Genomic DNA, 19,262 nt, shown 5'->3' with positions numbered 1-19,262 from the left:
AAAAAACTCTAGAAGTTCCCTTAAGAAAGGCTGACGGCGGTTTAGACCGAATGCACCGGTTCCGCGGCTTTATTCGCAGTTGTGGGCCGGGAAAACGACCTTGAATTGGCCAATGGGGCCATGTTTGAGCCAATCTGAGCCGCTTTTGCTGACCATGCTTGACGCAGACAACCCAAACCGTAAACTTTGCCCAGGTTTCCCAATTCGGCAAGCCAATGTCCCCCCACCCTTCGAGAGAAAATACTATGGTACGTATGATTTTGGCTTTGACCCTGCTCGCGGTTGCTGGCAGTGGCTTTGCTCCCCAAGCTGACGCCGGTCTTTTCGACTGCTTCAAGAAGAAGTCCGCATGCTGTGCTGCAGAAACAACCTGCTGCGAAGCAGCACCTGTTTGCTGCGAACCAGCACCAGCACCAGCACCTGTTTGCTGCGAACCAGCACCTGTTTGCTGCGAACCAGCTCCAGCACCTGTTTGCTGCGAACCAGCTCCAGCACCTGTTTGCTGCGAACCAGCACCAGCACCCGTTTGCTGCGAACCAGCTCCTGTTTGCTGCCCAGCACCCAAGAAACGTTGCGGCTTGTTCGCAAAATTGAAGGCTCGCCGCGCCGCGCGCTCGTGCTGCGAACCTACTTGCTGCAACTAATCGCAGTCAAGAAAGAGAGTTCAACTCAACGACGGGCGTTGCTTCGGCAAAGCCCGTTTTTTTTTGCGCCCACGCGAGTCTCCGTCCACCAGAAGTTGGCCCCATCAGGATCCATTCGTTGTTTGGATGGTCAATTTCGGATGTCAACGTCGCTAACGATAGCTTGATCCTAACGACGAGAAGCTCGAGGCGTCATTACGACGCGACTCGAGCCTTCGTGTACGAAGATTGTTTTTTCCGACGCGTAACCGGACAATCCTCGCATGCCTCCGCCCTACGGATGGATTGCTATTGAACGGGTAACGGTTTTCGCGAAACGGGTCTCGGGGCGAAACCAACATCAACCGAATCCGCTCGATCGTCGACGGGTTGAATACTTTCGTAGCTGATAGGCGAAATCGGGCTGGCGTTCGGTGCATTGAGCGGTTCGAGGATACTGGCGTCCGGCAGCGAATCGATCTCTGGCATCGGTACGGCTTGTCCACTCGGGTTACCCAGGGGCAGCGATTCGATCCCTTGACCGGTATCAAACATTTGCTGAGGTGATCCCATTTCGCCAAGTGGAATGTCATCGACGTCGATTGCGTCACGGTAAGGTGCCAAGTTCATGTTCAACGAATCGTTGGGATCGCCTAAGATCACCTCACCACCTCCGCTCGGTGCATAGGTCTGGCCAATGGAAGTGACCCCACTACCCATGATTTCAACCGCCGAATCGGCATCACGCACTGGCCCCGTTCGCACGACGCCCGGACGAGTCACACCATACTTGACCTGCTTACCGGCACTTCGTTCGCGAGCACGTTCGAGTGCATCCCAGTACGCTTTCTTGTTCCATGGTCCTTCACGAAGCGTGATGTTGCTGTTCGCGAGCAGCGTCCCCTTCAAGTAGTCGACATAGTTCATCGATTTATTGTATTCGCCAAGAGCACGGTAGTAATCGATTTGAGCTTGAGCACGACGTTGCTGGCTCTGCAAAACCACATTCACTGGACTTCGGCCACCTTTGAATTCCGCCAAGCGTGCTTCGACTTCTTGTTCAGAAGCTTGCCAACGCTGGGCATTGGTTTGAACCAATTGATAATGCGTCGCGACCTTTGCCGCCGCGTCACTAAGTTGACTTACCAGTAAACGTTCTTGATCTTGCAGGAACGCTCGTTCGCGGGCCAAACGCAATTGGGCATTTCGAATTCGCGTCAATTCTCGCCGTGCACCAAATGCGGGCGGAGTGATTTCCAATCGAATGGCACCTTCTTGGTAGTTTCCTTCGGTCAATTCACCCAACGCACTGCTGCCGGCAGACGGAAAATTCTGCGAGCGACGTTGAGGCGGCCCGAGTTGGTCACCGACACCGACCCAGCGATACAGTAGCGACAGATTGACTTCCGGAAGGATTTGATTCTTCGCTGAGATCAACTCCAATTCATTCTGCTTGAGTCGTGTTTTATTGCGACGCAGTTCGGGGCTGAGGTACAGCATTTGTGCGACGGATTCATTCCAATCATATTCAACCCGTGCGAGTGAAGGTTCTTCGATAGGACGAATCAATCGACCATCGGTTGGAGCGAGTCCCATCAATTCGCGAAGCAAACGTTCGTTGCCGTAGACACCAAAACGATCCGAGCCAGGCAAGTTTGACCCTGCAATCGCCGATTCGAGGACGCCACGGAATTGGTAGTATTGTTCGACAGCTTGTGCGAGCTCTTGCCGCGTACCGGTACCATTTTCCAAATTCAATCGGGCAAATTGTGCGGTCGCGATTGCACTGTTTCGGCCAATGATCGCGGTCGAAACACTGCGATAGGAAACATAGAGAGTCCAGTAAGCGTTCTCGACATCGCGGACCAAGTTACGAACTTGTGCTTCGTATTCAGCAATCGAAACGTCTTCGTTCAAACTCGCCAGAACCACTGGGATACGATTGATCAACGTACCACGATTACGCATCAATGGATGCTGAACCTGGGCTTCCACAATAGCGGTCCAATCGCTCGGGACCGATCGTGAGATAGGACTGATTTCGGCATTGTTCCTCGAGTAGATCACTTGCTGACGCAGAGTCGCTACGCCACCGGTCGCAAGCCGTTTGCTGATTGCGGATTGCTGAGTTGCGTCGACAGCTTGAAAGAATTGTGGATTAACCGTGTTGGCTGCACCAACGTTTCGAGGACGATCGGTGTTGCCATAATTGAAAAAGCCGCTCGCCTGAGCATCAAATTCGGACAAGGCATCTTCGACACCGCCGACTTGGTTCGCTCGCAACACGCCGCGTGGCAAGACACGATTGCCGCTTCCGTCGACCGTTAGAGGTACCGATTGTGTGGTCGATTGCTGAACCCCAACGTCGTAGATACTGCCGAATTGGTCGGCAGTGCCGCTGGTGAATTGGGACGCAATGTTTTGACGGAACTCAGCGTTGCCACCGGTAGTGGGAAGGATCTTGGCATTTTGCAGCGCAATCGAGACCGCTTCTTCGACGGTCAAATCCCAGAATTGATAATCGTGATTACCAACCGTTAGTGGTGGAAGTGCTTCGGTCGTTTCGGCAAGACTATCGACTTGGACATCGGGATACTCGATGGAAGTGGCTTGATTTAGATAGAACTGAAGGTCGGGCGACTCTTTCAGAAAAAACGGCTGTGTCGGCGCGCATCCTGTAGCAAACAGGATCGCAATCCCTAGCTGAAGATACGCAGCGATTCGAAACAACGAGCGATTCATGCTCTAGGCTTCCTAGTGCGGTGCCGCCGTAAACACACTGTACCAAACAGCGCATTCCCGTACGGGCCGAGTGTGGAAGCCCCCCTCCGTGCCTTCGCAAAATCGCCATGCCGGCGACAAACAAAGACCTCGTCCAAGGGAAGTTATCGGATACCGGTTAGGTAAACTTTGACGGTTCTCGAGATTTTCTTGAAGTACTCAATAACACCTGATTAGCCGTCCTACTTTAAAGGGCATTATGCTATCATCTCGCCACACAGAAAATAATTTCAGAATATCGATTCGTGTTTGACCAGACTTGTCACAACCACTGCGGATACTAAGAGTGTGGGTGAGAAAATCACGGATCACAACAAACCACCAAACACCATTTGACGACCAGCGGTCCAAACGCCCACTGGTTCGGAGGGCTTGGATAGTTGTGACCGCGACTAGACACCATTACGATATTCATGTTCACGCCTCGTTGATGCCAATACGGTTCTTTTGACGCGTGATGTTCACGGGGTTTTCCATAATAAAGGAACGAGGGAATGGCAAAGAGAAAAGCAGCGTCAAGCAAAACCGCAAAGGTCGACCCAGCTCTGAAGACAATGCTGGCACGCGAACCTGGTCTAAAGACGACGCTTCAGCAAATCGAAAAGGCATTCGGCGACGGCGCGATCATGCCGCTTGGTGCGAACCAGAAATTTGAAATTGACGGCATTCCAACCGGAAGTCTTGGTTTGGACATGGCCCTAGGGGGTCGCGGGGTTCCTCGTGGACGAATCATTGAAATCTACGGTCCCGAATCGAGTGGGAAAACCACCTTGGCACTGCACATTGGTGCGGAGGCGCAAAAGATGAACGGAATCGCAGCGATCATTGACGCCGAACATGCGTTTGACCCCAGTTGGGCTAAGAAACTCGGCGTGGAACTCGACACGTTGCTCGTTAGCCAACCGAGCTGCGGCGAAGAAGCAATGCAGATCTGTGAAATGCTGGTCAAGAGCAACGCCGTCGACGTAATCATCGTTGACTCGGTGGCCGCATTGGTCCCTAGGAAGGAATTGGAAGGCGAAATTGGTGATAGCCACGTCGGCTTGCAGGCTCGGTTGATGAGTCAGTCGATGCGAAAGCTAACCGGAGCGATTGCCAAGAGCAAATGTGCGGTCATCTTCATCAACCAGATTCGTGAAAAGATCGGCGTCAGCTTCGGCAGCCCCGAAACGACGCCTGGTGGTCGAGCATTGAAGTTCTACTGTTCGTGCCGTATCGATGTTCGCCGAATTGGTTCGCTAAAGGATGGCGACGAGCAAGTTGGCCAACGAGTGAAGGTGAAGATCGTTAAGAACAAGGTTGCACCTCCTTTCCGCATCGCTGAGTTTGACATGATGCACAGCAACGGAATTAGTTATGAAGGCGACTTGCTCGATTTGGGAACCACGCACGATATCGTTTCAAGGAGCGGATCGTGGTTCAAGTATGGGGAAACCTACTTGGGTCAAGGCAAAGAGAAGGCACGGAACTTCTTGATCGAAAACACCGATATCGCCGATGAGATTAAGCAGAAGATTTTGGCAGCGGGCGGCTATGCGGGACCGGTGGATGAGAGCCAAGAAGTCGAGAGCGAAGAGGTCGATGCCGAAGTCGCCGACGCGACCAACAGCTAAGCGGCAGGCGTCGTCGAACGAGCGTCAATGAAATCATGAGAGACGAAAACCTGGGATGAGAGTCCCAGGTTTTTTCGTATGCAGTATTTTTGCATGCAAGGCTTTTTGGATGAGAGGCTTTTTGGATGAGAGGCAATGCCGCCTAACCCGTCTTTCCCTTCGCTTCCATTTTTCCCCAAGTGTCGCGCAGGGAAACGATTCGGTTGAACACGATTCGATCTTCGGTCGAATCGGGATCGACCACAAAATAGCCGAGCCGTTCAAATTGAACTCGATCACCCAGCTTCGCTTTGCCGAGTTCCGACTCGACATAGCCAGTCACCACTTTGAGCGATTCGGGGTTTAAATAATCGACAAACGTCTTGCCTTCTTCGGGGTCGCCTGGATTTTCCACAGTAAACAGCCGGTCGTATAACCGCACATCGACCTCGACGGCGTGTTCGGCACTGACCCAGTGGATCGTTCCTTTCACTTTTCGGCCTGAGGTGTCACTTCCACTGCGACTGTCCGGATCGTAGGTACAGAGAATTTCGATCACATTGCCTTCCTTGTCCTTCACAACATCGTGGCAATCGACGATATAGCCAGCCCTCAGGCGAACGGCCCCTCCTTTTTTCAGACGAAAGAATTTCCGAGGTGCTTCTTCGCGAAAATCTTCTCGTTCGATCAGCAGACTTCCAGAGAAGGCGACTTTTCGCTTGCCTTCAGACGGATCTCCGGGGTTGTTTACGGCATCGGTCATTTCCACCTTGCCTTCAGGCCAATTCGTGATCGTCAACTTGACCGGATCGAGGACCGCCATTCGGCGCGGCGCCACCGCGTTGAGGTGTTCCCGAACGGCATTCTCAAGTCGTACGATGTCAATCGTGCTGTTGAACTTTGCAATACCGGCGTCAGCACAAAAGTTACGGATCGATTCGGGGGTGTATCCGCGACGCCGATAACCGCAAAGCGTCGGCATGCGAGGGTCGTCCCATCCCTTCACAAAGCCCTCTTTCACCATCCGCAGCATGTGACGTTTGCCAATCAGCAGGGTGCTGAGTTTCAATTTCGCAAATTCAATTTGCCGCGGGTGATGAATCCCAAGTTTTTGACAATACCAATCGTAAAGCGGACGATGGTTTTCAAATTCGAGCGTGCAGATTGAAAAGGTGATCTGTTCGAGTGAATCGCTTTGCCCGTGAGTCCAGTCATACGTTGGATAGATACACCACTTGTCGCCCGTGCGATGATGTGTGGCCCGCAAAATCCGATACATCACAGGGTCACGCATGTTGATGTTGGGTGACGCCATGTCAATTTTGGCTCGAAGCGATCGTGATCCGTCTTGGAATTCACCAGCCCGCATTCGGCGAAACAAATCGAGGTTCTCCTTAGCCGTCCGATCTCGATACGGACTATTCTTTCCTGGAGCGGTCAATGTCCCCCGGTATTCGCGAGTTTCCTCGGCCGTTAGATCACAGACGTACGCGTCACCTTCAACGATCAGTTTTTCGGCCCACTCGTAAAGCTGCTCAAAGTAGTCGCTGGCGTAATGCAGGCTGTCCCACTCGAACCCCAACCACCGGATGTCTTCCATGATCGAGTCGACATATTCGGTCTCTTCCTTGGTGGGGTTGGTATCATCAAAGCGAAGATTGCACTTGCCATCATATTCTTTTGCTAAACCGAAGTTCAGGCAAATGCTTTTGGCGTGTCCAATATGCAAGTATCCGTTCGGTTCGGGCGGAAAACGAGTGAAGACGCCCGAAAAACGGCCTGAGGCTAAGTCGGCATCGATCGCTTGCTGAATAAAATGTTTCGAATCGCGTTTTTCATTCGGATCGCGTTTTGCATCCTGCTCACTCATAAGTACTCTTCGCTCAAGCGGGAAAAGAAGACGGAATAATCGAACAAGCCTACTCTTTTTTCCCGTGTGCACCAATTGGGAGAGCGGGCAAGAGAATTTGGATGAGTATCCTAATTTGAATTAGTGGGCCGATTCGTTCACTCCACCCGAATCTCTATGCCGATGGCTTCCCCATCGAGAACCACCATGGGGAAATATCGATCCCGAAACCTCGTGGACCGCTACCTTTAGGGAGGGCAACTGCGGATTCTGCTCTGCAACGACGCCTCTGAGAGTGAAGAGGGTGCTGACGTAGTCGATGACTTTTGTGCTCTGCTCACGCTGGAAAAGGGGATTGCGTAGCCGTGCGGCTACAATTTTCCACCAAAACAGCTTGGGGGATGCTAAGCTAAATAATCGACGGTTATTGGTGGTTTACATCCGTTTTTTTGACTCCGAACCACTCCGTTTCTGATTTTGCTCGTCTAAACCAGCGAAATTCAACCTGGAGTTCCAGCCTGGAGCCGAACTGCTATCCTTTAAGGCGATGCCAAGAATGAATAGGAAGCGTTGCGGCGGACGCATCGGCTTCTTTTGAAACATTCTCGATTCGGCTCGGTCAAATCCGAGGTAGTCACTGGCAATCAAAACGAAAGTGTGTTCACGGATGGTCTCAAATCGAATGCAATCCACAACAAGATACGAACCCAACCCGACGATCACGCTGCACGGATCTCCGCATACGAATTCCGACACCGAGTTGGTCCGTCGGTATGACGATTTGACCCAATCCCAAAAAGTGAGTTGGACCGGTCACCATCACTTGCTGAGACTTCTCGGACGTGGTGGTCAAGGGGAAGTTTACTTGACCGAGTATCGCGGGACGGATGGATTTACGGTTCCTGTTGCGATGAAGGTTTTTTCCCCCGAGCGTTATACCGATAGCCGCTCCTACGAAGAAGCGATGGCTCGCGTGGCAACGATCGCTGCTCGCGTCGCTCTGATCCAACACGACAATTTGCTCGACGTCCAAAACTTTTTCGAACGTCATCGCATCCGAATCATGATGATGGAATGGGTCGATGGCTACGATTTGAGGCAACTCGTCTCGCCGCAATGTTTGGAACTTTTGGAACACCATGTCAGCCAACGGCGGTGGCGGTACATCAACGAAGTCATTCTTACCGAAGGTCCCGATCAATCGCGTTTCAAGGCTGGCATTGCCGTGGCGATTGTTCGCGAATGCCTCGCATCGCTGGCGGCACTTCACCGTGAAAACATTGTTCACGGTGATGTGAAACCGGCAAATATCATGCTCAAACGATCTGGCCATACCAAGTTGATCGATATGGGATCGGCATTTGATTACACCGATCCACCACGTGACAGTGAATGCACCCCAATCTACGCTGCGCCGGAAGTTCTAGAGAACAATCAAGTCACCCCCCGAAGCGACCTTGCAAGCGTCGGCTACGTTCTGATTGAATTATTGAGCGGCACGAATCCGTTCACGGGCAAAGAAACCTTGCGACAATTGCTACAGGCGAAACGCGAATTGCCATCGCGACTGCACACAGTCCTTCCGGAAGATGTGCTGCGCAACGAATTACTAATGAACTTCCTGCTCGGTTTGATTGCACCTGATCCGAATCGTCGCTTCCCAAGTGCCGAGGCCGCTGAGCACGTGGAACAAGGTGCCGCTGCATTTCATCGACAACTGATTCGCAGCGATATGGCCACCGAGTACGATAATGACATTCGCGTATGGCTCGAAGAGTTACGACAACTCGAGAGCTTTGACCAATGAGTGAATCGAATTTCTGGAGAACCTTACTGCATAGGTTTTGACCCTGATGGACCAACAACACTTGGATGTGGCAATAGCAGCGGCCCAAGCCGCTGCGGTGGAATTAATGGCCCGGCGCGATGATCGCGTCGTCCACGAAAAGGCCCCTAAAGATCTTGTGACCGACGCCGACTTGGCCGCACAAAAAGCGATTCGCTCGATCCTTCTTGAGCGGTTTCCTGACTATGCGTTTGTCGGCGAAGAGGAGGGCGAGACCGAGCCCCCGGAATCGGTTCGCCGGGGCGATGCGGACGCACCGCCGTGCTGGGTCGTCGATCCGCTCGATGGCACTGTCAACTACGTCCATCGTTTACAGAATTTCGCCGTTTCCATCGGACTCTACGCAGCAGGCAAAATGCGTTTAGGCGTCGTTTACGATCCGGTCTACGAAGAAATGTTTACTGCGATCGATGGCCAGGGAGCCACCGTGAACGGACGCCCCATGAAAGTGAGTGGTTGCCGCGACCTTGGCGAAAGCCTTTTTTCATGCAGCTTTCCCGCTGGGATCAAAAGCGACGCGCCGGAGGTCAAGCGATTCATCCAAGTGCTCGAAAAATGTCGCTCACTAAGACGGCTAGGCTCATGCGCGCTGAACATGTGTTACGTCGCCGATGGCCGGCTCGACGGATATTGGGCCACCAGTGTTCAGCCTTGGGACGCAGCGGCCGGGACCGTGATCGCGCGAGAAGCCGGAGCTGCATTGACGCAGTACGATGGCTCGCCACTGGACGACTGGTCACCCCGGTTTTGTTTGACAGCCACCGAGGAACTGCAACAAGAAATGGTTGCTCTGCTGAGCTAGGTTTTCACCGCTAGCCAGGCTTTCACAGCTAGCTAGGCTTTCACAGCTAGCTAGGCTTTCACAGCTAGCTAGGTTTTCACAGCTAGCTAGGTTTTCACAGCTAGCTAGGTTTTCACAGTGAGCAAGATTGTCACCATGAACGAAAACGATACGACGGCTCCCCATTTGCATTCGCTCGGCAAAATGACGGTCTTTTATATTCCGTCACACAAATTGGATGACCCGAGGTTCTATCTCGACGGTTTAACCGCACGGTCGGCCATCCATCGTTTCTTGATGAACCGATATCGTGCTTACACCCAAACGCCAACTCCCGTGAAAGGCTACTGGACAAACGAAAGCAACGATATGGTTCACGATGTGATGGAACGGTTCGAAGTGTCGTTCAATGTTGAATCGGAATTTGACCAGCTGATCGAATTCTTAGTCACTCTTCGAAAGCGGCTAAAAGAACAAGCAATCTACGTCACTCGAGGCGACCGTAGTTACTTGGTTCAGTAGAGTGGTGATTCTGGCGTTTGCTGCAGCCCTAGGTGCTAAAAGCGAATCGTGAGCGATCACGACCAATCACTCGGACAACCCATTTCTTGACCGTAATCTTGCGATCATGGCAAAAACGTTCCCAGTGACAAGACATAAACTGAATACGAAGTAACCGAACACGACATTCAGATTCCCAACATTCGCTGGGTCTTCACTACCTTCGACAAGCTCTGAATTGAGCGGCAAGGCGAACGCTGCAGAAAAAGGACTCGTCACTCCGAACCACTCCGCCCGTGCGATCGACTCGTTTGGAAAATCCAGGATCGCTAAAAGCGACACTACCGTCGGCGGCCCGACGTACAACACCAACAACACGATGTAGGTACACATTAAAGCCATCGATGTTTTGCGTTGAAAAAGGGAACAGGTCAGCGCCACGACAGCGTTTACCAGGCAAACCACCGCCACGATTGCAAACATGCCAATCAGCGTGCCAACGTTGCTCCAGTAGCTATAATTCAGAATCCCGCCAAGCAGCAGTGGCCACAGCAGAAAGCTTGTTAGCACGGCTGAAATGCGGAAACCGACCACGAACTTGCCCCAGATAATTTGCCACGGCGTAAGCGTTGTGGTCAGCAGCAGATCGAGCGTTTGGCGTTCACGTTCACTCGTCATACTGCCTGCGAGGAACACCGGCCCGACCAACATGTTGAAAACGATCACATACATCGTGAACCATGCGATCTTTTCGTCGAGATAAAACAAAAAGACGCCCATCAACGGGATCGCTAGCAGCATGCTAATTTGGATCACCAGACGCAACATCAGCGTCCCTTGGCTGAAGATCTCGCTATGGATTTCTTTGTCATATACCGGGTTGGCTCCATCGGCCATCAACTCCGATTTCTTGGGCGGCGCAAACAAACGGTCGGGGAATTGGTCGGGCTGAATCACCAACCCCACCGCTTCTTCGGCTTCGCGTTTCAAGTCGACAACTTCGTTCCCCTCGCTTCCGACGTCAGGCGGATAAAGCATCCGACCGGCTGCGGCCGCACACATCAAAATCACAGCTGACAGTGCAAATGCGGGGATCACTAGCAGCGCCAATTTCAAACGCAATTCCCCTTGGCCTTCAAGTGAATGCCAGAACAAAATCGCAAGAATAACTAAAGGCAAAATAATCAAGTAGCTAACCACAAGCGAACTACTTGTACGAGAAAAATAGCTACTGCAAAAAACACCGATCGCGCCAAACAGAACCACCGAGACGATCAATCCGAGATAAGCCGCCAACACTTCGTAGACGCTCACTCCACCGAGCGGCAAACAGAGCACGATGATCGGCAACGACGCCAGGATCAACATCCCCAAATGTGTGAGACTGGCAATCATCTTGCCTAATACGATCGCGCCGGGCCGTAGCGGACTGGCCAGCAGCATCTCGTACGTATGTCGCTCTTTCTCTCCCGTGATCGTTCCCGCAGCAAAGCTTGGGGCCATCAACGACGCAATCACGTATTGCCCTAAAAAGAATAGATTAACAAGCTTCGCGGCCGATGGCGGGTTGCTCGTTAAATCCAATCGCTGCTCGCTCGGCCACGCCACCAAGACGACCGACGCAAGTAACAACTGATAGAGCCCGAGCAAAATGAACGCTCGGTGGGTTCGCAGGTTTCCCAACAGTTCGCGCTGTAGGACAGGGTTTTCGAAGATGTACATTACAAAGGTGTCTTTGACGATTCGCCGGCATGTTCAGTAACGTAAGTAGGAACCGCATATCCAGGCAATCGTGATCGAATTTGACTCATCAGCAGAAGGCCTTTTTCGATGGGAACTTCAAAGTGTTTGGTTCCACGAACACGATCGAGTTGGTGCAAATAATAAGGCGTGATGCGGTGGTCGACTAATCTCTCCAGAAACTCGACCAGCGAATCTTCATCATCATTGACACCGCCAAGCAAGACCGATTGATTCAACACCGGGATGCCTGAATCGCTCAACATACTAAGCCGGTTCAGGCAGGCATCGTCCAACTCGTTGGCGTGGTTAGCATGGACAACAAACCAAACATGCGAGTTCAGCCCCTTTAGTTTTTCACAAAACGCACTGGTGATTCGCTGGGGGATGACAATCGGCAAACGCGAATGAATCCGAATGCGTCGCACATGTTCAATCCGGTCAATTTGGTCGAGGAGTTCAAACAGGTTTTCATCGACAAGCGTCAACGGATCGCCACCGCTAAGGATCACTTCGTGAACATCGTCATTGGAGCGAATGTAACCAATCGCTGGCTTCCAATGTTCGCGTCGCGAACCCGCTTCGCTATAGGGAAATTCGCGACGAAAACAGTATCGACAATGGACGGCACAGGCCCCTGAGGCGATCAACAGGACTCGACCATCGTATTTGTGGATCAAGCCACCTGCGGCGAGCGATTCCATGTCGCCAACCGGATCCGAGACAAACCCAGGGTACTCGATCGCTTCGTCAGCACTCGGCAAAACTTGGCGAAGCAGCGGGTCGAGTGGATCTCCGGGTTGGATGCGACGTAAAAACTCCAGCGGAACAAAGGTGCTGAATGCCGGACGTGGCCCGGCTTCACCTACCCCCTCCTCTAAGGGCAATCCAAGCAACAATCGCAACTGCTCCGCCGATCGAACAGCGCGTCGCATGGCCGTCATCCAGTCGACAGACCAATCGATCGAATCGGGATCAAAAATTGGTGAAACACCTGCTGAACCGGGCGGGACAAGATCCGAAATGGTCGTTAGAATCTGGGCCGGCTGACCGGAATAAGGGGCCTCTGTCATGCAATCTGTCCGGTGACAACCGATTCCTATTAATAATGTTTTGACTCGTACAACGGAGCCATCGACTATGGCTACTTATAACACAAGTGACTTCCGCAAGGGGCTGAAGGTCCAAATTGATGGCGAACCGTACCTAATGACGGAAATGACATTCGTCAAACCGGGAAAAGGAAACGCCCTCTACAAGTGTAAACTCAAGAACCTGATTCGTGGCACCACACTTGACCGAACTTACAAAGGCGGTGACTCGCTCGATTCGGCCGACGTGGAAACCACCGAAGTTCAGTTTCTGTATCGTCAAGGCGAAGATTACGTGTTCATGCACGGCGATTCCTTCGAACAATATGAAGTCACTAGCGACGTCGCCGGTGAAATTTGGATGTATTTGAAGGACGGCATGTCTTGCACCATGACCCTCTACAATGGGAACGCCATCGCTGTCGAACCACCTAACCATGTTGAATTGGAAGTCGTCGACTGCGTGCCTGGCACCAAAGGGGACACTGCGACCAACGTCACCAAACCGGCCAAAGTCGAAACGGGTGCAGAATTTGTTGTGCCTGGGTTCATCAAGGTTGGCAACATTATCAAGATCGACAGTCGAACCGGTGAATACATCGAACGAACCAGCAACTGAGTTGGATTTTCTTGTGGCCACCGTCACCTGACAGTGGCTCAAGCGACACCCCCACGCTTTGCCAACCTAACCGCAACCCCCACGCTCCGCCGAGCGTAGCGACGATGGAAAGGTGAGTATCCTAGGAGCGATTGCACATGGTCAACACTCTCTTTCTTCCTGAGTTGCGCGAGATGCTGGCCGCGAACAATCAGGCCGAACTGGTGGAGTTCTGCAATACGCTCAATCCCGGCCGTACGGCTGAGTTTATGGAAGGACTCAGCAACGAAGAGGCTTGGGAGGTTCTACAGCATGCCGATCCATCGAGACGGTCGGAAATCTTTGGATACTTTGCCGAAGAACGCCAATTGGCGATGCTGCAAACTCACGAACCAGCACAAGTCGCCAAGCTAGTCGAAGAAATCCCGGAGGACGACCGGGTCGACCTGCTGCAAGAAATGCCGGAAGAGCGTGTCGATGAGATTCTGCCGCTACTTCCGATCGCGGATCGTCGGAACATCCAACGACTGCGAGCTTACGAAGGCGAGACGGCTGGTGGTTTGATGACCACGGAAGTCGCGAAACTTGCTCAAAACTTGACCGCTCGTGAAGCACTGGAAGAACTCGGTCGGCAAGCGGGCGAATTGGAAACCATTTACTACATATACGTCGTTGATGAAGACAACATGCTCCGCGGCATCGTTTCTACACGTCAATTGGTCTCGTCGCTCGCCAGACCAACCCGAACGCTTGGCGAGATGATGGAAACCGACGTGGTCGTCGCGCTCGCGACCGAAGACCAAGAATCGGTGGCAGAGAAAGTCGAACGCTACAATTTGTTAGCGATACCCGTTGTTGATTCAGGACGTCGACTGTTGGGCATCATCACCCATGATGACGTGATCGATGTCGTTCGTGAAGAATTGACCGAAGATGCTCATCGAATTGCCGCAGTCGCGCCGCTCGAGGACAACTATCTGCAAATCGGTCTATTCACGCTGACTTGGAAACGAGGACTTTGGCTCACGATTCTCTTTTTCGCTGCCTTACTGACTGCGTTTACGCTTCGTAGTTACGAGTCGGAGCTTGAGAGTTTTGCATGGCTTGTTTGGTTCATCCCGCTCATTATTTCGGCAGGTGGCAACTCGGGAAGCCAATCCGCCACGTTGGTGATCACCGCGATGACCAGTGGGGAAGTTGAATTCAGTGATTGGCATCGCGTTCTAACTCGAGAGAGTGTTGTATCGCTGATGCTAGGTGCTTTCCTGGCTTTCATTGGCTTTAGCGTTGCGATCTTTATCGCACCCTCTTTTCGCGGCGCACTGGTCATCCCCTTAACGCTGCTAAGCGTCATCGTTTGTGGGTGCCTGTGCGGTGCAACATTGCCAATTCTATTCAAACGAGCCGGGCTTGACCCCGCTTTGATGAGCAACCCGTTTGTCGCCGGAATTGTCGACATTCTCGGGATTGTGATCTACATCAATGTCGCGAGAATACTGATCGGTTAGTCATCCAATCCGATTCGGATTCCACTGCGACTGCTATCCCTTGCCGCGGCGAGGATGCTTGCCGATCGACAAACATCGTCGAGGTCGCTCATATTCCGCACCAAGCTAGTCACGGCGCGATAGAACTGAGTCAACAATTGTTGACCAACCGGCAATTCCGTTTCAAGCGATTCGAGATGTCGACCAGCATCGTCGAACCAAACCAAAGTTGACGGCAGGTCGATGAAGGCGACACCTCGTTCACAGCAAATTTGCATTGCCGATGGTGGACGAAAGCTGACTGCCTCGTGCCACGTCGGACGAATGTAACTGCCGCAACTAATTTGAGCGGTCACCGCAGGCTGGGTTTGCTGAGCTGCGAATTGCAAACTCATACACTCATAATCCGCCGGCGTTGCATGACTAAGACCGGTCGATACGACCGTCGCCGGCTCTCGTCCAACGACGTAACGACACCAATCAATTAACTCAATCAACTCGTGATGCAACAAATTGTCGTGGCTACAGGCTTGTTTTTGAGACGCGGTTTCCGAATGGATTCGGCGATGGCAGAACACCAATCGCGGCGGACCGAGGCGTGTCGCGATCAACTCTTTGAGCCGAAGCGTTGCGGGCGCAAACCGCTTAGGCAATTCGGTCATAAACGCGATGCCACTGCGATCAATCGCTTCGCGAATCGGTTCTGCTTCGGATGGATCAAAATCCAAATCTCCCGCCCAATAGATCGCTTTGCCTGCTTCGCATGCGGCCAACATCGGTAGCCATCCGAGCCAAGATCGCTGGAGCACAAACACGGCATCGATATCACATCGTGACACAAGTGCTTGAAAACCATCGACCGGATCGGCCTGGAATTCCGCAGCGGCGTTTTCCGCCAATTTTGACACAGGGCTATAGACCGCACGAACATCAAAACGATCATGTAGCATGCGAATCGCAGGGCGATGGCGGGTTTGCCAGGTTTCGCCTAAACCGATCAATCCAATTCGAAGCTTCATAGATAACCCATTGATACGGCACCGTGCGTCAAATGCAATGCTTCCAAGTGTGAAAATGGGTTAGTGGATAGCCCCGAAGCGTATTCTTATCGGCAAATCCGCATCTCAGCACTGCGAAATGGCAAATTATTCTGGGCCTATCTACCCGCCCCACAGCGGGGGCGCATCAAATTGCCGCTTCGTTTTGGCATGCCCCAAATCGTGTCTTCATAACAGTTTAGCGTCTCGGACATCACAAATCATCCTGGCAGACTGCAAAAAAACGAGACTGATGCAAGATCGATTTTGCGAAAAGTTGGTCGGTGACCCTTGTGGCGACCCAAGTGCCCCATAGAATCCTCCCAACTCATCAAAGTCACCTAAATGAAAATACTTTTCTAGCTATTGCATTATGTGATTTTGATGGTCCTGATGCCGCTGGACTATGGCAATGTTGCTTTGGTCTTTCGGAGCTAGTGTCAACCGGTACTCGCGTTGAATCAATCGAACTCTCTCTGACTTTTTTCCGTGTTTGGAAATGGCTTAGAGAGCCTTAAAGCGAAAGATTCGAAACCATGCGAGTCGTTGAAGGAACCTTCCGGGTGACACGATAGGAAATCTTGTCTCGCATTTTTGTGGTCGTCCATTTTCAACTTATCGATTCTTTTCCAGAGTGAAACGACGGATCGAACTTTTCGGTGTGGTGCCGATCCCACGAAGATGCCTTCCATTCGAAAATCTTGGGAGTAGGAATGGTCACGTTGCTGTTAGCCTTGGTTTTGTCGGGCGTTACAAGCGAACATCCGATTCAACATAAATACGAATCCGCGTATAAAGAGTCACTCAGAGAAGACAAGCCACTCATGGTTGTCGTCGGTGCACCATGGTGTCCGGCGTGTAATGTCTTGAAGAGTTCGACCATTGAACCAATGGCAAGAACGGGCGAACTAGACGATGTTTGTGTTGCTGTGATTGATAAAGACCAGAATCCTGAATTGGTCGAACAATTGACAAAAGGGGAAAAAATGCTTCCCCAAATCATTCTTTTCACGAAAACCGAATCCGGCCGCTGGAGCCGCCGCAAGCTAATGGGTTTTCAACCAAAACAGCCCGTCCGTAGCCTGATCAAAAAAGCGATCCACGATCTACGCGGCTAAGAGTGGTTGTCGCCACACGGTGGCGTCCATTTTCGATGGACTCCGCCGCGAGACGACGCAGCCGACTTCATGCTCAAACGAGCAAAATCCTCGCTCCAATGAGCGTAGCCAAAACGTCAGGTGGGAGCTCTTTCAGCTACTCGCCGTGAAGCGTTCACCCAGAAAAGCGTTGACTGTGACTCGGATTCACAGCCAACGCTTTTTTTTGTTAGATGCGGTATCATGGAAGGGAATCAAAACATTCCCTAACATTCCTAACATGGGCCTAACAAGGCAATCTCTCTGATGAACACGAAAGAGGCACAATAGCATGAATTTCCCCGAGGATTTGGATCATCTTGTGCGAACCGACGAACCACTTGCCCCGTTGGTATGGCTTGGGATTGGCGGTCCTGCACGCTTTTTTGCCGAGCCTGTCGACCAACAGGAATTGGCGAAAATCTATCAAGCAGCAACCTCTGCTGGGCTTGCCATACGCATCCTTGGCGGCGGAAGCAACGTGTTGGTCAGCGAAGCGGGTTTTGATGGTCTGGTCATCTCGCTGGCGGCGGCAGCGACCAGCGAACTATCAATCTCCGAAAACCGCTTGACGGCCGGTGCCGGTGCCAAGTTGTCGCACGCGGTAATCAAATCGGTCGGTGCCGGATTGGGTGGGCTTGAGCACCTCGTTGGAATCCCTGGCACCGTAGGTGGTGCAGTTTGTGGGAACGCCTCCAACACAGGCCGTGACATCGGTTCGGTTGTCGAGAGCGTGAAGGTGATCGAAGGTGATGGGACGACTCGAACGCTCACCCAGCAAGAAGCCGGTTTTTCGCATCGCAAATCGTCCTTGGTCGGAGTCGGGGTTGTCGAAGTAACGTTCCTATTGGAACCGCGAGATGTCTCGGCATTGACCAAACGCATGCAGAAACTTTGGATCAGCCGCAATTCGTCACGGCCGACCGAACAGCGACGAATCGCAATGCCCTTTGTCGATCCGGATGGAATGCCAGCAAAAGACTTGCTGCACAGCTGCGGCTTGGCCGGAGTCCGCGAAGGTGACGTATCACTTGATTCAGCGCACCCGCATTATTTGATCGCCCACGACGGTGCGACCAGCGACCAATGTTTACGCCTGATCCAGCGAGTTCGTGAACAAGTGTTACTGCAAACGGGGATCGACTTGCAGTTGAACCTGCAAATTTGGTAAAGACGGGCGAACTTGTTTGAAACGAGCTTTCGTTTCCAAAGTCAATTGGACCAGTCACCCCAACAACGGATGGGAAGGGTTGCAAACGTGGCGATGATATCGGATCGGGATCGTCCTCGCCCTATACGGGATTTGCTGAGGCGTTTGATTGTTGCTCCAGCGGCATTGTCATTCATTTGGCCCGTTTTGCTGATCCTATGCGGGTATATGGCTTGGGATCGATGGGGTGCCGAGCACGTTGCGAGCAAGTATTACGGTGTCGAATTGGCGAAAATTCGCATCACCGATCGGCCGATATTTGTTCGAACGGACGTGACTGAAACCGTTTTCCGGGACACGGCGCTTGATCAATTGTCACTGCTCGATGCTCAGGCGACCGCCAAGATAGCGTCAGCATTTGCCACGCATCCATGGATTCGCCGAGTCATTAGCGTACGAAAATTGCCTGGCGGCACGGTGGATGTCCACGTCGAATACCGAAATCCAGTTGCGATGGTGCTGGTAGCAAAGCCCGCCCCCAAGGAATCGGGGAGTTTTTTCTGCCCGATTGATGGAAACGGCATTCTTTTGCCAACCAGCGAGTTTGCTCCCTCCGAAACGCTCGATTACATCCATATTGAAGTTCCCGACGTTTACCCCACGGGCGTGGTCGGTGGAGCATTTGGCGACGTGCGGGTCGAAGCCGCCGCTCGATTGGCTGGTGTTTTGGCGCGACATCGTGACCAAACGCGAATTCGCAGTATCGGTGTGCATGGCGATTTGCGGCAAAATGACGTGCCACTTTTAGAGTTGACAACGACCGACAACCGCCGAGTTTTATGGGGAAGCCCCCCCGGGCTAGAACAGCGAGGGGAACGGACAGTCGAGATGAAACTGCAGAAACTGCTCAGCGGCGACAAAATCCCCAATTCGGACCTGCGAATTGCTACGATGCCCGAAGAATCCGTCCAAAATTAGGCTGCCGACCCAGAATAGGATTCATTTCGTAGCAAGCATGATCCTGCTCTGCTTTGGATCGCTCTGCTTTCG

Annotated in this window: 15 protein-coding genes; 9 read left to right on the top strand and 6 right to left on the bottom strand. The window is 52.3% G+C overall.

What is annotated here, in order from left to right:
• Positions 1–333: 333 nt before the first annotated feature.
• Together CA13_RS35530 and CA13_RS23275 are read right to left on the bottom strand one after the other, a co-directional pair.
• Positions 334–588 carry a hypothetical protein gene (locus CA13_RS35530; protein ID WP_419194726.1) on the bottom strand — a complete coding sequence of 85 codons (255 nt, stop codon included), beginning with the start codon at positions 586–588 and terminating at the stop codon, positions 334–336.
• A 344-nt stretch (positions 589–932) separates the two neighbouring features.
• On the bottom strand, positions 933–3,365 hold the full coding sequence (locus CA13_RS23275; RefSeq protein ID WP_146400764.1) for a TolC family protein: 2,433 nt from the start codon (positions 3,363–3,365) through the stop codon (positions 933–935).
• Positions 3,366–3,898: 533 nt separating this feature from the next.
• Between CA13_RS23275 and recA the strand changes: the two genes are divergently transcribed.
• Positions 3,899–5,017, top strand: a complete 1,119-nt coding sequence (recA, locus tag CA13_RS23270) for a recombinase RecA (protein ID WP_146400762.1) — start codon at positions 3,899–3,901, stop codon at positions 5,015–5,017.
• A gap of 142 nt (positions 5,018–5,159) precedes the next feature.
• Here recA and CA13_RS23265 read toward each other — a convergent pair whose 3' ends face one another.
• Positions 5,160–6,866, bottom strand: coding sequence for a glutamine--tRNA ligase/YqeY domain fusion protein (locus CA13_RS23265; protein WP_146400760.1), 1,707 nt, complete (start codon positions 6,864–6,866; stop codon positions 5,160–5,162).
• 661 nt (positions 6,867–7,527) lie between these two features.
• On the opposite strand from CA13_RS23265, the gene CA13_RS23260 reads away from it, so the two are divergent.
• From CA13_RS23260 to CA13_RS23250, 3 genes are all read left to right on the top strand, one after another.
• Entirely contained in the window at positions 7,528–8,652 is a 1,125-nt protein-coding gene (locus tag CA13_RS23260) for a serine/threonine protein kinase (protein ID WP_146400758.1), read from the top strand.
• Between the two features lie 46 nt (positions 8,653–8,698).
• On the top strand, positions 8,699–9,493 hold the full coding sequence (locus tag CA13_RS23255; protein ID WP_146400756.1) for an inositol monophosphatase family protein: 795 nt from the start codon (positions 8,699–8,701) through the stop codon (positions 9,491–9,493).
• 117 nt (positions 9,494–9,610) lie between these two features.
• Positions 9,611–9,994 (top strand): hypothetical protein, encoded by a 384-nt coding sequence (locus tag CA13_RS23250; protein WP_146400754.1) that lies wholly within the window; start codon positions 9,611–9,613, stop codon positions 9,992–9,994.
• A gap of 66 nt (positions 9,995–10,060) precedes the next feature.
• Here CA13_RS23250 and CA13_RS23245 read toward each other — a convergent pair whose 3' ends face one another.
• Complete coding sequence (locus CA13_RS23245; RefSeq protein ID WP_146400752.1) at positions 10,061–11,695, bottom strand: ABC transporter permease subunit; 1,635 nt, start codon at positions 11,693–11,695, stop codon at positions 10,061–10,063.
• Positions 11,695–12,786, bottom strand: a complete 1,092-nt coding sequence (epmB, locus tag CA13_RS23240) for an EF-P beta-lysylation protein EpmB (RefSeq protein WP_146400750.1) — start codon at positions 12,784–12,786, stop codon at positions 11,695–11,697. Before epmB ends, CA13_RS23245 begins: the two co-directional genes overlap by 1 nt.
• Before the next feature lie 67 nt (positions 12,787–12,853).
• Between epmB and efp the strand changes: the two genes are divergently transcribed.
• Positions 12,854–13,423: an elongation factor P gene (gene efp, locus CA13_RS23235; protein WP_146400748.1), complete on the top strand. Its 570-nt coding sequence runs from the start codon at positions 12,854–12,856 to the stop codon at positions 13,421–13,423.
• Between the two features lie 137 nt (positions 13,424–13,560).
• The gene (gene mgtE, locus CA13_RS23230) at positions 13,561–14,910 is read left to right on the top strand and encodes a magnesium transporter (protein WP_146400746.1); all 1,350 of its coding nucleotides are present in this window, start codon (positions 13,561–13,563) and stop codon (positions 14,908–14,910) included.
• Here mgtE and CA13_RS23225 read toward each other — a convergent pair.
• Entirely contained in the window at positions 14,907–15,908 is a 1,002-nt protein-coding gene (locus tag CA13_RS23225) for a Gfo/Idh/MocA family protein (protein ID WP_146400745.1), read from the bottom strand. The two genes, mgtE and CA13_RS23225, sit on opposite strands and share 4 nt — an antisense overlap.
• Positions 15,909–16,639: 731 nt before the next feature.
• Between CA13_RS23225 and CA13_RS23220 the strand changes: the two genes are divergently transcribed.
• The 3 genes from CA13_RS23220 (at position 16,640) to CA13_RS23210 (ending at position 19,190) form a co-directional block, all read left to right on the top strand.
• On the top strand, positions 16,640–17,044 hold the full coding sequence (locus tag CA13_RS23220) for a thioredoxin family protein (protein WP_146400743.1): 405 nt from the start codon (positions 16,640–16,642) through the stop codon (positions 17,042–17,044).
• A 310-nt stretch (positions 17,045–17,354) separates the two neighbouring features.
• Entirely contained in the window at positions 17,355–18,233 is an 879-nt protein-coding gene (locus tag CA13_RS23215) for a UDP-N-acetylmuramate dehydrogenase (RefSeq protein WP_146400741.1), read from the top strand.
• Positions 18,234–18,326: 93 nt separating this feature from the next.
• Positions 18,327–19,190 carry a cell division protein FtsQ/DivIB gene (locus CA13_RS23210; RefSeq protein WP_419195147.1) on the top strand — a complete coding sequence of 288 codons (864 nt, stop codon included), beginning with the start codon at positions 18,327–18,329 and terminating at the stop codon, positions 19,188–19,190.
• Positions 19,191–19,262: the final 72 nt, after the last annotated feature.

Origin of the sequence: Novipirellula herctigrandis, assembly GCA_007859835.1 — a bacterium.
GTDB classification, from domain to species: Bacteria; Planctomycetota; Planctomycetia; order Pirellulales; family Pirellulaceae; genus Novipirellula_A; species Novipirellula_A herctigrandis.
The sequence above is the reverse complement of the archived record's forward strand: the minus strand, read 5'-3'. Positions and strand labels throughout refer to the sequence as shown.

Coding starts and splice junctions, on each gene's coding strand:
- CA13_RS23275 (WP_146400764.1), bottom strand. CDS start 3,365: ATGAATCGCTCGTTGTTTCGAATCGCTGCGTATCTTCAGCTAGGGATT.
- recA (WP_146400762.1), top strand. CDS start 3,899: ATGGCAAAGAGAAAAGCAGCGTCAAGCAAAACCGCAAAGGTCGACCCA.
- CA13_RS23265 (WP_146400760.1), bottom strand. CDS start 6,866: ATGAGTGAGCAGGATGCAAAACGCGATCCGAATGAAAAACGCGATTCG.
- CA13_RS23260 (WP_146400758.1), top strand. CDS start 7,528: ATGCAATCCACAACAAGATACGAACCCAACCCGACGATCACGCTGCAC.
- CA13_RS23255 (WP_146400756.1), top strand. CDS start 8,699: ATGGACCAACAACACTTGGATGTGGCAATAGCAGCGGCCCAAGCCGCT.
- CA13_RS23245 (WP_146400752.1), bottom strand. CDS start 11,695: ATGTACATCTTCGAAAACCCTGTCCTACAGCGCGAACTGTTGGGAAAC.
- epmB (WP_146400750.1), bottom strand. CDS start 12,786: ATGACAGAGGCCCCTTATTCCGGTCAGCCGGCCCAGATTCTAACGACC.
- efp (WP_146400748.1), top strand. CDS start 12,854: ATGGCTACTTATAACACAAGTGACTTCCGCAAGGGGCTGAAGGTCCAA.
- mgtE (WP_146400746.1), top strand. CDS start 13,561: ATGGTCAACACTCTCTTTCTTCCTGAGTTGCGCGAGATGCTGGCCGCG.
- CA13_RS23225 (WP_146400745.1), bottom strand. CDS start 15,908: ATGAAGCTTCGAATTGGATTGATCGGTTTAGGCGAAACCTGGCAAACC.
- CA13_RS23220 (WP_146400743.1), top strand. CDS start 16,640: ATGGTCACGTTGCTGTTAGCCTTGGTTTTGTCGGGCGTTACAAGCGAA.
- CA13_RS23215 (WP_146400741.1), top strand. CDS start 17,355: ATGAATTTCCCCGAGGATTTGGATCATCTTGTGCGAACCGACGAACCA.
- CA13_RS23210 (WP_419195147.1), top strand. CDS start 18,327: ATGATATCGGATCGGGATCGTCCTCGCCCTATACGGGATTTGCTGAGG.